Here is a 13,769-nt window from a genome sequence, read left to right as displayed (position 1 = left end):
ACGAACCGATCGGGGCGCTGTCTCTTCAGGCAGCGCCCCGATCGGCCGTTTCCAGGCGGAGGATCAGCAGGAGTCCGCTACCTTGACCACCAACCACGTATCCGGACCAAAGTGCTGAGTCTCGCCAGGCTGAAGGCACCACTGAAAACCTAAGCCATCAAAATACTGCCCGCGGACCTTGACGGCGTGGTCTTCACAGTTCCGGTAGTACGAATTTCCCTGGCTCGGGTAGGAGGCCCCGCAGGGCACATCGGCCGTCACAGCACCAGCATTGGCGGCAGCGTTGGCCGGCACGGCCGGGACCAGGAGCGCCGCCCCTGTCGCAGCAGCGAGGACCAGCTTCAGAGAGTTCCGTTTCTTCTGCATGCCCATCAGGCTGGTACCCCCATATCTATTTTCTCCATACGGGAAAGTTTCCATCACTTGGCTGGAGCAGGGAGGAAGGCCAGAAAATCATGCCTGCCGTCCGCGTCCAGCGTGGTACCAGCGGCAAAGACTCCCCCGTCAGCCGTTCCGGAGATGGAGCGGATGGTCGAAGTCGCCAGCAGTGGGCTGGAAAACTTCTCCCAGGCCTGGCCGTTCCAGCGCGCCATGCCCTCGTTCCCCGCGTCACCGATCGCGGCCAACAGCTCTGTGCCGTGGAAGGCGAACCCCTTGAAATAGCTGTAGGTCAGGCCGTCGGCCGCGCTCGCGCCCACCGGAAGGTAGTCCTTGGTCCACCTCCGGCCGTCCCAGTGCAGGGCATAGAACCGGTCCTGCGTGGGACTTGCCCCGGATTCCCTTTCCGCGATCCAGACCTCGCCACCGCGGCTGATCACGTCGTCACCCCACGCCGGAGCGTCCGGGACATCCGCCCGCGACCACTGCTTGCCATCCCAATGCACCACGTAGAGTCGGCAGTTGCTCTCGACGCTCCCCACAACGGTGCACTGCTTCCCGATGGCCCAGGCCTCGTCGGCCGACGACACCTGAACCTTCCACAGCCTGGTGGACGTGCCTGCCTCCTTCGGCAATTTGGTGATGGTCCACTTGGCCCCGTCCCAGAGGCTGACAGCAGCCTGGTTGTCGCCGTACGTTCCGACAGCCCACGCAGTGGTGGGTGACACCGGAGCGACGTCCACGATGCGGTACCCGGCATCCCCCGGGGTGCGATCGTCCACCTTCTGACCGTCCCAGTGGGAGATGACCGCGGGGTCGCCGGCAGGGTAGTCGAACTTGATCCCGACGACCCATACGTCGTTTTCGCTGGTCCCCCTGACGGGACCGGAATAGGCGTAAACAGAAGCGAGGTAGTTCTTGAAGTAGCTCCAGGCTCCTCCCCTCAGCTGCACCAGTCGAGAACAGGTTTTGCCGTCCCACGGCGGACAGCTCTCCACGTTGAAGGCGATCGCCGAGTTGGCGCTGAAAGCGGTGACCCTGTCCATCTTTCCCGGCGTCGACGGGAGAGGGAGCTGCTGCCAGGATGTGGATCCCGCATCAGCCATGGCCGGCGTGCCGCCGACAGGCAGAGCAGCACCGAGCACCGTCGCCGCGACGAGCAGAGCACTTCGAGTTTTCCGTCGAATCATGATTCGATTATCGTGAGTCAACTATAATTTTCCTTTATTCAAACACACGTTCCGAGATGCCGGCGATGACTCCCGACTTGGCATGCCGAGTTCGACGGCGGTCGACCGCCTGTTGACGAGCGCGTCGATCTGGGCGAGCTTGTCGTTGGCGCTCGCCAGGCTGGCTTGCAGGCCCTCGACCTCGCCGAGCCAGCCCTCGCGCTCGGCTTCGGCGATGCGCGCGATGAGGTTGTCGCGAATCTCCTCGATGCGGGAGCGCTGGTCAGGGTCTGGCCAGTGCATGGAACATCGCAGGCAGGCGTGTTCATGAATGCAAGGGGTTGAGAAAGCGCGGCCGCAGAACCCAGTAGCGACCTTTCGCCGCTCGAAGTGGCCGAGGAATTCCTGCCACTCGGAGTCGGTGGGTGTGCGGTATTCCTCGCTGGGACGCAGGGATCTGCGGCGGGCAAGGAAGGCCAGGTGGGACCTGATAGTCTCCTCCGGATAGACCGCCTTGTAGCCGATCGTCACGGCTACAAGGCCGTTCGGAGCGTGGGTTCGCGCAAGTGAGTGAGGAGTTCACTCGCGCCGTGCGCTGGCTGGCCGACGCCGAACCGCAGTGGCACGACCCATTCGTCGAAGCCGCCGACCGATGGCTCATCAGCGTACCACCGGCGGCACCACAGCCCTCGCCCACCCGCCCGCACCGGAAGGACCGCACGCCCGGCGAGCCATGTACCTGCACGCCGTCGCCTGCGCCCTCCACGCCCCCGGCGCCGATCCCCGCCGGCTCCTGAACACCGCCCGCAACGCCATTGACACCGCCGAGCACGGCGACCGGATCAAGCCGTGGCAACGCGCCATGCTGCTCGCCTTCGAGGCCATCGCCAGCTCCACCCTCGGCCGGCCGGTCCCCGGCGGCACGCTCGACGAGTACGCGGTGGCCCAGTCCGCGGACGGCACTTTCTACGCCATGCCCTTCGTTACGGGCATCCTCCAGCTCGCCCTCAACCTCGCGGCCCCGGACCATCCCGTCACCCGCCGCTGCCTGGACGGCCTGCTCGCGACGCAACAGGGCGACGGCACCTGGCGCTTCCTCGTCGCCGACGTCTGGGACACCGGCCTAATAATCCGCGCCCTACGCGGCCATCCCCACTTCGACCGGTCCGCCCTCCCCGGAGCCCTGGCCTACCTCACCACGGCCCAGAACGCGGAAAGCGGCTGGGCCTGCAACGCGGCGATGGAGTCCGACAACGACACCACCGGCAACACCCTCCTCGCCCTGGCCAGCACGCCATGGACCGACCGCGGACGCGCCGCCGCGGCCCGCTACGCCCGACGCCGCCGGACGCCCGAAGGGCTGTGGACCACCTGGCACTCCAGCGATGACACCCCCGCCCCCGACGTCGTGGCCCACATGGCCGCTGGCATCCACGCCACCGCTCTGCCCGACATCGACCTCACCGTCGCCCGCCGCGCACGGAACCCAGGGCCACTGGGACTCCGACTGGTATATCCCACCCGCCTACGGCGCGGCCGAGATCGCCTCCCCCAACCAGCAACCCGCCACCGCACGCGCGCTCCTGGCCGCCCAGCGCCCCGACGGCGGGTGGCCCCGCATCCCGGGCGAACCGTACTCCAGCCCCACCGCCACCGGCCTGGCGCTCACCGCCCTCGCCACCGTCGGCCCCCGCCCGCCCGAATCCGCCGTCGAGCGAGCGCTGCACTTCCTCATCGACGCTCAGACCGGCGACGGCACCTGGCAGGACCGGCCCGTCATGCACGGCCCCGGCCCTTCCTCAGCGTCACCGGCACCCAGGTCCACGCCCTCGCCGCCCGCGGACTGCGAGACACGCTCACCCCGACGCGCCCGTCCCTCGGAGCCCGCCGATGAACCGCCCCACCCTCCTTGACGGTGACCGGAAGCTTCTGGCCGCCCTGCGCCCCGCCGCCGTGATCTTCGACTTCGACGGCACCCTGGTCCACACCGACGCCCTCAACATCGATGCCCTCCGCGCTGCCTTCACCAACCTGCACCTCACCGTCCCCGAACGGTGGCTGCACTCGCCCCCCCTGGCCGACCTCACGCTGCTGCGCGAGCACCTGCGCGACGACCTCGGACTCCACCTGCCCGAAACTGACGCCCAGTTCGTCGACCGGACCCGCGCACACTGGCTCGCCCACGTCCACGAGGTTCACCCCGTGACGCGGGTCGCGGCCGCCGCACGCCACCTGGCCGCCGCCGTTCCCGCGGCGGTCGCCTCGGCCAACGACGGCCAGATTGTTCGAGCCGCTCTCGCCACCACAGGTCTGGCCGACCTGTTCAGGACCGTCGTCGCCCGCGAGCACGTCACCCGCCTCAATCCCCACCCCAACGCCTACCTCCTCGCCGCAGCCAAGCTGGCCACAGCCCCCGGCCGGTGCCTGGCCTTCGAGAACACCGACGAGGGCGTCACCGCGGCCCTCGCCGCCGGCACACCCGTCATCGACATCCGCCATCAACCCTGGACCGCGCAGAAACCCTGACACAGCGCCCGCGCCGGCCGGAGCGACCGACACCGCGGCAGCACCGAACCCAAGCCCCCCTTCACGTCACCCCCCGGCGACGAGCACGCCGGACAGCCCGGCATCGACCGCAGCTGATTCGCCCGCCTCGTTCACGAAGCGGCAGCCGCCAACCGCGACCGGCTCGTCTGACCATCCGGCCCGGCCACACGAGCAGCACCTCCGGCCTACACGCAACCTCCGCAAGGACACATCCACGCACGGGCCAGCCGACGGGATGCTCCCCGACGTCGGCACGCCCAGCCTCTTCGACTGGGAGCCGGCGGTGACCCGTCCGAGCCGATTTCTGGTAGCGCTGCGTAACCAAATCGAGGTCACGGGACACTCCAGCCCGCAGGCCGAACAGGCGCCAGAGAGGCAGATTCCCATATCACTTATATGAGCATTCGTCAATAGAAAGTGATCCGCCCCCCTCTCGCACGGCCGCCGCTTCGGGGCCCTCTCCGGGGTGCACTTCGGGGGCTCACGGTTACGCACGGTAGTAATTTCCGGGTACTCGCGCCGGCCACCGAGGTAGCGCGGCGGTCCTCCCGTGTTTTGGCACGTCCAGGTGCGGGTCCTCACCGCGAGCCGCAGGTCAGGGGCCTGATTCGGCGTTGGTGATCGCATGGTGGTCGCAGGCGACCCTCCCGCCGGTCGCACCGGTAGCCTCCGCGAGTCGATCAAGAGCCAATGACCGCTGGAGGAGCAGGAAGTGCGCACGTCAGAACGGCCGGGCCGGGTCTACCGCCGCTGCGGATGCCGGGACGCCGACCGGCGTCAACTCGGAGCGTCGTGTCCGCGCCTGGCCGAGGAGGGACACGGCACGTGGACGTTCGCCGTCGACGTGCCCTCTCTCAGCGGCCGCAGGCGCACCGTGCGCCGCGGCGGGTTCGAGGACGACTTCGCCGCCGAGAGCGCACTGCGGCGTTTCCTCGAAGGCCGCAAGCTGGGGTTCGACGCCGACCCGCACGAGACGGTCGCCGCCTACCTCACCAAGTGGCTCAAGGGCATGGAGTTCCTGCTCAAGCCCACCACCTACGCCCGCTACCGCACCTACGTGCTCTGCGAGTTGATACCCGTCTTCGGCAAGCTGCGCCTGGAGGAGCTCGCCCACGACCATATCTCCGCCTACGCCCACGAGCAGCTCGAAGCCGGCCGCGGACGCCAGGCCGTCTACCACTGCCTCGCCACCCTCTCCAGCGCCCTGGGCACGGCCGTGCGCACCCACCGCCTGCCCTTCAACGCCGCCCAGCCCCTGCCCATGCGCAGGCCCCGCCCCGACGAGCGCGTGCCCTGGACCGCAGACCAGGCCGTCGCCTTCCTCTCCCACTGCCGCAACGTCGACCCCGCCTTCGCCGACCTCTTCGAGGTCATCATCGGCACCGGCCTGCGCAAGGGCGAGGCACTCGGTCTCCAGCGCCCGTGCGTGCGGCTCGACGACCGCGTCATGTACATCCGCCACACCCTGTCCGCGGTCGACAACCACGAACTCGTCCTGACCGCGCCGAAAACCAAGAAGAGCCGCAACTGGGTGCCCCTGTCCGAGCGCGTCGCCGCCGCCCTCCAGCGCGCCATGGACCGGAGCACCGCCAGCATCAACGGCCACGTCTTCCAGGGCCCCGACGGCCAGCCCCTCCACCCGGCCGCTGTCCGCCGGCGCTTCCACGAGCTGCGCGAACAGGCCGGACTGCCCCACGTCACCATCCACGACCTGCGCCACCTCGCCGCCACCCTCGCCCTGGAGGGCAACGTCTCCATGGCCGTCATCTCCAAAACCCTGCGGCACTCCACCCTGTCGACCACCGCGAACATCTACAGCCACCTGACCTGGGACGTCGCCAGGGCCGCCGTGAACACCATCGAGGCAAGGCTCTACCTCGTCGAAGCCCGCACCCAGTCCGGCCTCGACGCCCCCGCCCACGGCGCCGGCTTGCCGAACCCGCTGTTCAGCCACGCGGCCTGACGGCCCCACCGCTGAAGCCGGCTCGGCTCTCCTGGCCGCTCCGGCCACCAGAGCCGACAAGCAACCGGGATTCCCCGGCGCATAGCTGACACCCGATAAACGTGCGGCCCGTCGGAGCAGATGACGCCGCAGGTTCTGTCGGCATGCCTATTTCCCGGGAATCCTGGCCCATTTCCGCGCCGAAGAGGCAACCAGTCCGCGATCGACGGCACGCGGACTCCCAGATGAATGAACAAATGCCCCGTCACGGCCAGGCCGGAGGGGCCAGGCCTGCGGAAACGTGCCCAGCGAGGCGATGTGAACGAGCGTTCACGACCACATTGCGACCACCAAAGGAAAAGGCCGTTCCTATCATTTCGATAAGAACGGCCTCCGACCTGCGAAAATGCCGGTCGGGACGACAGGATTTGAACCTGCGACCCCTTGACCCCCAGCCGAGGCCTTGAGGCCTCGGCTTTCTTGTTGCCCAACTACACTGAAAACACCGGAAGTTTAGACTCGCCATGAAGACCCATGGCCGACAGAGCCAGAACCCGGCCGATGCCCAACCGGGTTCAAGTTCGTACATAGATGTCCGTAAGCGCCCACGGGCGCTCATGGGCGCCCACCAGGTGCGGTCCCCAAATGGTCCCCAGGCCCCCGGACCCGCCTTCGTCACCGCGAGTGACAGCAATCTGTCGCCTCTTCAACAGGACCCTTCTGCCGACCGCCGCGGCCCGTCGTGCATTGCCCCTGGCAGACGAGGCGGTCCGGTCGGATCAGGGTCGACTACCCACCGGATACGGATAGTGATCTTCCGGACGGTGTGTCGTCTTGAGCGTGTCCTCGCCATCCGGTTCTGAGTGCTTCGCGCACCTCCCAACGCGCTCTGCCGCCACACCCGACACAGCAGCCACTCTTGCCCCAGAGTCACCACTCAGTCCGAGGGAAGGGGAAGTTCATGGAACAGCGTGCGCAGCGTGGTCGGGTGTACCGGCGGTGTGGTTGTTCGGACGGGCACGGGAGGCAGTTGGGTCCGTGGTGTGTGCGGTTGTTGGAGGAGACGGGTCACGGGTCGTGGACGTACTGCGTCGACCTGGCTCCGGAGGACGGGAAGCGAAAGACCCGCCGGCGTGGCGGGTTCGCCAGCCGTGCGGAGGCGTTTCGGGAGATGAGGGCGGTGCTGGACGGTGAGCTGCGCGGGGTCTACGAGAACCGTCGCACCACCGTCGCGAGCTACCTGCGGGAGTGGCTGGCCACGAGGAAGCCGCACCTCGCGCCGAACACGTACGCCGGCTACGCGGCGTGCGTCGAGCGGGACCTCATCCCCGCTTTCGGCCACCTCCGGCTCCTCGACCTGCGCCCGGAGCACGTCGACGCCTGGGTCACCACCCAGCTGAAGGCCCAGCGCGGCAAGGTCACCGTCTACCGGGCTGTGTCCACGCTGCGCAACGCGCTGAACGCCGCCGTACGTTCGTGGCGCCTGCGCTACAACCCGGCCAAGCACTCCGTGCCGCCCAAGCCCCGCGCCGCCGAACGCACCTGCTGGACCCCCGAGCACGCAGCGACCTTCCTGCGCCACGGTGCGGAGCAGTACGCGGACCAGCTGACCGATCTGTTCGAGGTCCTGCTCGGTACCGGCATGCGCCGCGGTGAGGTCCTCGCCCTGCACTGGTCCGACGTCTACCTCATGGACCGCAAGCTCTACGTCCGCTGGACCCTCGCCGCCATCGACAACGGCAAGATCCACCTCCGCGAGCCCAAGACCGAAGCCAGCCGCGCCTGGATCAGCCTCTCCCCCAGAGTCATGGCCGCCCTCCACCGCCAGGCCGCGATCCAGATGGCCGCCCACCCCGGCCGCCGAAACTTCGCCAGCCGCCTCTACGACGGTTCCTGGCCCCCGTACGAGGAGGTCCAGGCCGCGGCCGGGAACATCGGCGGCGTGCGCGCCGTTGCCTCGGCCGGGATCAACACCTCCACCCACATCATGGCCCTGTGCGGTGACGGACACCTCCACTACGCCATCCGCAACCTGGACGGCAGCTGGGGTCAGCGCTTCGTCGACCTCAACATCGCGCTCAACGACCTCGGCAACATCACCCAGGTCTCCGTCTCCCCCATCGGCGACAGCCTGCACGTGGTCGTCGTCGCCAACGACATCCTCTTCCACACCGTCCGCAACGGCGCCGGCCAGTGGAGCGCCTTCGGCGTGGTCACCGACGTCGCCGGCCCGCTCAAGGGCATCACCTCCATCTCCGCCGCCGGAGCCGACGGCGGCAACCTGCACATCACTGCCGTGACGGGCGGGAAGATCTACCACACCCTGCGCACCGCCACCGGGAACTGGGGCACGTGGGGGTCGGTCGCCGAGGCTGCCGGTGCCACCGCACCCGTGACGGCCACGGCGATCTCCCGCCAGAACGGGGACCTCAACCTCGCCTTCATCGCCAGCGACGGCCAGTACCACACCCTGCGCTGGGCCAACGGCAGCTGGCAGCCCGTCGCCTCCCTCGGCGGGGTCATCGGGAACGTCACCGGCACCAGCATCAGCGCCGCTCCCCTCGACACCGACGCCCAGTTCGCCATCGCCACCACCGACAACAAGGTCCTGCTCACCGCCCGCCACGCCAACGGCACCTGGGCCGCCCCCGAAACCCTCAACCTCACCTCCATCCCCGGCAACCACACCGGCACCGTGATCACCACCAGCCTCTGATCATCACACCGTCAAGCAAGGGCTCCGGTGGGTAGGGCCTTGGCTCTACCCACCGGAGCCCCGATCTCCCGCACTGGCGGTCGGCGCTCTTCGAGCCGGCCGCCGACCGCAACGGCGAAGCAGACCACCACGGAGAGGAAGGCCGGCAGCCTGGGTCCGAGGTCGACTGTGGCTGATCGGCTATCGCCTCGGGCACCTACCAGCTCATCGGGCGAGTACGACCTGGAGCTCGGCGTCCTCGCAGCCGGCAGCGATCCGGTGCAACGCGTCAGCCTCCCGCTGATCGATACTCAAACCCCAGCGGGTCTTCACGACAACCCAGTCGCTGACGTACGTGCAAGCGAAGCCCGCTGCCGGGGGCATCCAATCCGCAAGGTCCTTGTCGGCTTTCGAGTGGTTCGTCTTGGCGGAGACAGCGAGCAGCGCGCGGGGGTCTCCGAGGTCGTTGCCGTACCGCTCACGCTCCTTCGGGCTCCAGTTCGAGGCCCCGCTGTCCCAGGCTTCGGCGAGGGGTACGACGTGGTCGATGTCGAGGAGCTTCGCGTCGTTGAGGATGAGGTTGTCATAGGGCGAGAGCCATACACCCCCGGTCAGAGCGCATTTGGAGCCGATGGCGGGCTTCTCGACGGCCTGGGCGATGAGGACCTCCTTGCGGGTGTCGCAGCCGTTCCCGTCCTCGTCCACCCAGATCTTGAACTTGGTGCGCTCGTATCCGGTGCGGTCCTCCTCCGCGATCGGGAGGCTGTCGATCGCGTTGTAGAGGGTGGTGGTGACCATTTCGCCGGCCACGCGGTGGTGTGGTGCGGCGTGGGCGGGAGCGGTGGTGATACCGAGTAGAGCGGTGACGGCGAGGGCCGTGATGGCGGGACGCAGGCGCATGTCGGTTCTCCCAGGTGACGGTGGTCGGCCGCCCTGGGAACGATCACGGCCTGGGACGGTCACGCGACGAACGTGAGCGTGTCCCGGGAAACCACCGGACAGTGGAATGGAGCCGGGGGCGGCGGGTCGGCATGCCGCGATCACCGGGCGGCAGGCCGATTCTCGCGAGCTGCGTCTCGCCGGTGTCGATCTGCTGACCGTCGCGGGAAGCTCGCCACCGCGCCGGCGTTGAACTGGGACCCGGATCGCCTCCTGTCTTTGGGTACGGCGACAGCGGCCACCGGGATCTGGCTCTGGCGCGAGTTCCGTGAGAGCCGCCCGCAGGTCAAGCCGCTCGGACGGGACCCGTCTCCCCCCTAGACGGTCCGGGCACAGCCGGGAAGTATGTGTGTATGGGGGACACCAGACACCAGGCTGGCCGGTCGCGACTGTTTCGGCGGCGCCAGACCGAGGCGGACTTCCATGCGATGGTTGCCGCAGCGCTCAGCGGGGAGGACCTTGCGGCGCGAGCTGTAGTCGACTCCCGGGTCAGGGCCTACATGAGCGCCATCAGCGCGGGATACTCCCCGAACGGGTATGCCCCGCTCTATGGCCACGGATCTGTCTCCCATGCTGAGCGCGATGACTGGTCGAACTATGCGCCGTATCTGACTAGATGGGGCCTGATCGCGTCGAAGGATGCCCTCGGCGGATGGCTCATCACCGACTACGGACGCCACTGCATCAACCACTTCGGAGGGAACTACTTCGCGATGACCGACACTCACAAACCGCAGCCAAATCTTGTCTTTCAGGGGCCCGTCGGACAGGTCGGGAACGGCAATGTGCAGGGCATCGGCGTCCAGCTCAACGCTGCAGCAGGCGGCACCGAGGCTGCGGACCTGCTGCGCGCCATCGCTGCCAGCGCACTGCCCGACGGCGACAAGGAAGAGGCGCAGATGTACGTCAAGCGGCTGACTGACGCTCCCTCAGCGGACCGGGCCCAGGGCTGGCTGACGAACCTCACCGCGCTGGCCACCGGGGCGACCGGCCTGGCCGAGGCCGTGGACCGGTTCCGTACGGCGATCGGCTGGTAGTGCACCACCCCGGAGCGGGGAGGTTGTGACGGGACGGGTGCAACGCTCGGGGCCGCTCGAACCGGGGGCGCAGCCGGGCCAACCTGGCTCCAGGGCTGGCGGTCGCCAGGTCTGGAGCCAAACAGCACGGGAACGGACCCGGACAAGGCAGGCGCGTGGTTGTTCGCGGCCATGACCGCGCTACTGTACGCATGGCTGCTCAAGCACATCTGGAGCGGCTATTTCCGCGTGACCAGTGCAGGTTCTAACCCGTGGGTGTCAGAGGACACGGCAGCAGACTGGCCCTGGTGTGAGTTCCATGAAAGCCCTCCGTGGATCTTGAAAATTGTCGATCATGATGAGTGTCTGTCACTGACCTTCTGGCCGTCTTGTTCCCCCAGTTCGCGCTGCTGAGCGTGGACTTGATCAGGCCAGTTGGCCGGTCGGTACGGGTGTACGCCCGGGGTCGGGCGCCGGGGGCGGAGTGCCCGGGCTGCGGGAACTGGTCCGAGCGCGTCCATAGTGGCTACGAGCGGCGGGTCAGCGACACGGCGGTCTCCGGTCAGGAGCTGCTGGTGCACCTGCGGGTCCGCCGGTTCTTCTGCGACGCCGACGATTGCGGGCAGCGGACCTTCGCCGAGCAGATCCCCGGTCTGACGTTCCGTTACGGCCGATGCACGGTACCGCTGCGGAAGCTCCGTGAGGCCGTCGCCCTCGCCCTCGGCGGCCGAGCCGGAGCCCGCCTGGCCGAGCACCTGTCAGCCGGGGTCGGCCGGGATTCCCTGATACGCCTGATCCGTGCGCTCCCGGACCCGGCCGCCGGGCGCGTCCGCGTGCTCGGCGTCGACGACTTCGCCCTGCGCAAGGGCCACCACTACGGCACCGTTCTGATCGACATCGAGGGCCATCGCCCGGTCGAGGTCCTGCCCGAGCGGTCCGCCGACGCCCTGGCCCGCTGGCTCACCGAGCACCCCGGTGTCGAGGTGATCTGCCGCGACCGCGCCGCCTACTACGCCGAGGGAGCGACCCGCGGAGCCGGCACCGCGACCCAGGTCGCGGACAGGTATCACCTCTGGGCGAACCTAGGCGATGCGGCCGAGCGGTTGGTCGCCCGCCTGCGCCCGCACTGGGTCCCGCCCGCCCCGGACCAGGAGAAGGTGGAACTGCCCGAAGGACCGCGGGCCCGGCGCACCCGTGAGCGCCACGCCGCCGTCCACGCGCTGATGGCCAGCGGCATGGGGCACAGCCAGATCGTCGCCGAGCTGCATCTGGACCCGAAGACGGTGCGGAAGTTCATGAGGGCCGCTACTGCGGACGAGCTACCTGACCGCCCGGTTCAATGAGGGCTGCCACAGCGCACTGCGGCTCCACCGTGAACTCTCCGAGCGCGGCCTGGCCGTCAGCGAGCGAACCGTCCGCCGGTTCGTGCACCGGCTGCGCGAGAACGCCAAGCCGACCACCCGCGTGCCGGTCCCCAAGGTCCGCGAGGTGACCGGGCTGATCCTCACCCACCCCGATCACCGGTCCGAGGAACAGCAAGTCCTCCTGAAGGAACTACGCATCCTTTGCGCGGAGTTGGGCGATGCGTGTGACCTCGTCGCCCGGTTCGCCTCGATCCTCGTAAACCGGCGCGGCCAGGAGGACCTCGAACAGTGGACCGCAGATGCTGAGGCGAGCACTATGCCCGAACTGCGAGGTTTCGCCACCGGGCTGCGCAAGGACTGGGACGCGGTCATGGCCGGCCTCACACTCCGCTGGAACTCAGGGCCAGTCGAGGGTCACGTCAACCGGATCAAGATGCTCAAGCGGCAGATGTTCGGACGCGCCAAGCTCGACCTCCTCCGCAAACGTGTACTCCTCGCCTGAGGATCACCGCGGGCGGCTTTCACGGAACTCGCGCCAGAGCCTCACGATTCCCCGCTCACGGCCAGTTGCACGGTGCGTCACCGCTAGCGTCGTAGGACGTTGACCTTCTCCGTGCCGAGGATCGGAGCATCTTCACAGCCAGCCGGGGTGACCAGGTAGGGACCCACCCAGCGGCGGGACTTGCCGGCGGGGTGGTCCTTGTCGGGGTAGGTGCGTCGGTGCGGTTTGACGACCCAGCGGTGCCGGTAAACCCGGCCGGCGGTGTCCTCGCTGCCGAAGTCGTCCCCGGGCTCGGGACGGGCGGACTGGCGCAGCGTGATGTACCGCACCGTCGCGTCTAGACGTTCGGCACCGGCTCGCCGCAGGCGCTTGCGGGCGGCTGGGTCGGGCTGGACGTCCTCGGCCTGGCACAAGGTGCGGCGTTCGTCGGCCGGCTGGCGGATCAGAAGCAGCGTGCCGAGCAAGGTCCTCAGCACGCGCAGCTGGTCGTGGGTGATGGTGGTGATCCCCGTGTCGCCCAGGCCGTACCGGTCCTGGGCCGAGTTGCCGTTGCGGTCAAGGGACCACGCGCGCTGGACCTGGTCCCAGTCGGTCTCGACGCCCAGCGGGATGACGGCGCCGAAGGCGACGGCCAAGTCCCCCGCGAGGGTGCTGGTGACCTGGTGGGCCCAGGTCGGATGGGCCTGTCGCCCCGCCTCCTCCAGCGCGCGCCGGTACGGGCTGGCGTCGTCCAGGACCAGCACCCGCAAGGTCTCCCCGGCCCGGGACCACAACACCGCCCGGGGTCGGCCGAGGGTGGTGGTATGCGCGCTCGGGTCGTCGGACCACAGCAGGAAGCCGAGCGGATCCGGCAGGTCGTCCGCGTCGAAGGCGCAGACCGGCAGGCCTTCGCCCACGGTACGGGCCAGCCACGTCATGTCGTCGGTGATGAAGTAGAGCTCCGCGCCGCGGACGGCCGACTGCACCAGGCGGGGGTCGGTGAACCCGTGCAACAGCACGGGTTTAGCGCGCTGCACGTTCTCGTCCGCCCAGCGGACCAGGTCCTGACGCAGCTCAGGAACGTCGGAGGCTCGTAGATGGGTCGTGGCCATGATTCAATCTAACGACTCGTCAGTGAGTCGGGGCTGCTCTCGGGCCATCGACCACATCTGACTGAGATCGACCGAACTTGAGCAGTCCACGGTGCTACAGCAAGTAGCGAATCCGCGGCCAGTTAG

General features: G+C 68.5%; 10 protein-coding genes and 1 pseudogene. 6 read left to right on the top strand and 5 right to left on the bottom strand.

Translation table 11 applies throughout. The features are described from left to right. Positions 1-63: 63 nt before the first annotated feature. From ACZ55U_RS15515 to ACZ55U_RS15505, 3 genes are read right to left on the bottom strand one after another with little or no spacing between them, the layout of a single operon-like run. Positions 64-366, bottom strand: coding sequence for a hypothetical protein (locus ACZ55U_RS15515; RefSeq protein ID WP_465526477.1), 303 nt, complete (start codon positions 364-366; stop codon positions 64-66). Between the two features lie 53 nt (positions 367-419). Beyond that, the gene (locus ACZ55U_RS15510; RefSeq protein WP_465526475.1) at positions 420-1,568 is read right to left on the bottom strand and encodes a hypothetical protein; all 1,149 of its coding nucleotides are present in this window, start codon (positions 1,566-1,568) and stop codon (positions 420-422) included. Between the two features lie 21 nt (positions 1,569-1,589). Then, positions 1,590-2,078, bottom strand: a complete 489-nt coding sequence (locus ACZ55U_RS15505) for an integrase (RefSeq protein ID WP_465526473.1) — start codon at positions 2,076-2,078, stop codon at positions 1,590-1,592. A gap of 121 nt (positions 2,079-2,199) precedes the next feature. Here ACZ55U_RS15505 and ACZ55U_RS15500 point away from each other — a divergent pair, with 121 nt between their 5' ends. The 4 genes from ACZ55U_RS15500 to ACZ55U_RS15485 all read left to right on the top strand — a co-directional run bounded on the left by ACZ55U_RS15500 (position 2,200) and on the right by ACZ55U_RS15485 (position 8,752). Beyond that, positions 2,200-3,441 (top strand): hypothetical protein, encoded by a 1,242-nt coding sequence (locus ACZ55U_RS15500; RefSeq protein ID WP_465526471.1) that lies wholly within the window; start codon positions 2,200-2,202, stop codon positions 3,439-3,441. Continuing rightward, complete coding sequence (locus ACZ55U_RS15495; protein ID WP_465526469.1) at positions 3,438-4,073, top strand: HAD-IA family hydrolase; 636 nt, start codon at positions 3,438-3,440, stop codon at positions 4,071-4,073. Before ACZ55U_RS15500 ends, ACZ55U_RS15495 begins: the two co-directional genes overlap by 4 nt. 733 nt (positions 4,074-4,806) lie before the next feature. Continuing rightward, positions 4,807-6,057: a tyrosine-type recombinase/integrase gene (locus ACZ55U_RS15490; RefSeq protein WP_465526467.1), complete on the top strand. Its 1,251-nt coding sequence runs from the start codon at positions 4,807-4,809 to the stop codon at positions 6,055-6,057. A gap of 1,150 nt (positions 6,058-7,207) precedes the next feature. Further along, positions 7,208-8,752, top strand: a complete 1,545-nt coding sequence (locus ACZ55U_RS15485; RefSeq protein ID WP_465526465.1) for a tyrosine-type recombinase/integrase — start codon at positions 7,208-7,210, stop codon at positions 8,750-8,752. A 204-nt stretch (positions 8,753-8,956) separates the two neighbouring features. On the opposite strand, the gene ACZ55U_RS15480 is transcribed toward ACZ55U_RS15485, so the two are convergent. Next, positions 8,957-9,631, bottom strand: coding sequence for an HNH endonuclease family protein (locus ACZ55U_RS15480; RefSeq protein ID WP_465526463.1), 675 nt, complete (start codon positions 9,629-9,631; stop codon positions 8,957-8,959). Between the two features lie 539 nt (positions 9,632-10,170). Here ACZ55U_RS15480 and ACZ55U_RS15475 point away from each other — a divergent pair. Together ACZ55U_RS15475 and ACZ55U_RS15470 are read left to right on the top strand one after the other, a co-directional pair. Further along, positions 10,171-10,707 carry a hypothetical protein gene (locus tag ACZ55U_RS15475; RefSeq protein ID WP_465526461.1) on the top strand — a complete coding sequence of 179 codons (537 nt, stop codon included), beginning with the start codon at positions 10,171-10,173 and terminating at the stop codon, positions 10,705-10,707. 341 nt (positions 10,708-11,048) lie between these two features. Then, positions 11,049-12,552: pseudogene (locus ACZ55U_RS15470) on the top strand (ISL3 family transposase). A gap of 83 nt (positions 12,553-12,635) precedes the next feature. Here the strand turns inward: ACZ55U_RS15470 and ACZ55U_RS15465 are convergent. Beyond that, positions 12,636-13,643 carry a hypothetical protein gene (locus ACZ55U_RS15465; RefSeq protein WP_465526459.1) on the bottom strand — a complete coding sequence of 336 codons (1,008 nt, stop codon included), beginning with the start codon at positions 13,641-13,643 and terminating at the stop codon, positions 12,636-12,638. Positions 13,644-13,769: the final 126 nt, after the last annotated feature.

Source organism: Kitasatospora sp. NPDC034533 (assembly GCF_055575155.1).
Note: the sequence above shows the minus strand (reverse complement) of the source record. Positions and strands in the feature narration are given on the sequence as shown.

What these genes read in the sequence shown, in the direction of transcription:
- ACZ55U_RS15485 (WP_465526465.1), top strand. Translation starts at nt 7,208, where the DNA reads ATGAGGGCGGTGCTGGACGGTGAGCTGCGCGGGGTCTACGAGAACCGT.
- ACZ55U_RS15510 (WP_465526475.1), bottom strand. Translation starts at nt 1,568, where the DNA reads ATGATTCGACGGAAAACTCGAAGTGCTCTGCTCGTCGCGGCGACGGTG.
- ACZ55U_RS15465 (WP_465526459.1), bottom strand. Translation starts at nt 13,643, where the DNA reads ATGGCCACGACCCATCTACGAGCCTCCGACGTTCCTGAGCTGCGTCAG.
- ACZ55U_RS15475 (WP_465526461.1), top strand. Translation starts at nt 10,171, where the DNA reads ATGAGCGCCATCAGCGCGGGATACTCCCCGAACGGGTATGCCCCGCTC.
- ACZ55U_RS15495 (WP_465526469.1), top strand. Translation starts at nt 3,438, where the DNA reads ATGAACCGCCCCACCCTCCTTGACGGTGACCGGAAGCTTCTGGCCGCC.
- ACZ55U_RS15500 (WP_465526471.1), top strand. Translation starts at nt 2,200, where the DNA reads ATGGCTCATCAGCGTACCACCGGCGGCACCACAGCCCTCGCCCACCCG.
- ACZ55U_RS15515 (WP_465526477.1), bottom strand. Translation starts at nt 366, where the DNA reads ATGCAGAAGAAACGGAACTCTCTGAAGCTGGTCCTCGCTGCTGCGACA.
- ACZ55U_RS15480 (WP_465526463.1), bottom strand. Translation starts at nt 9,631, where the DNA reads ATGCGCCTGCGTCCCGCCATCACGGCCCTCGCCGTCACCGCTCTACTC.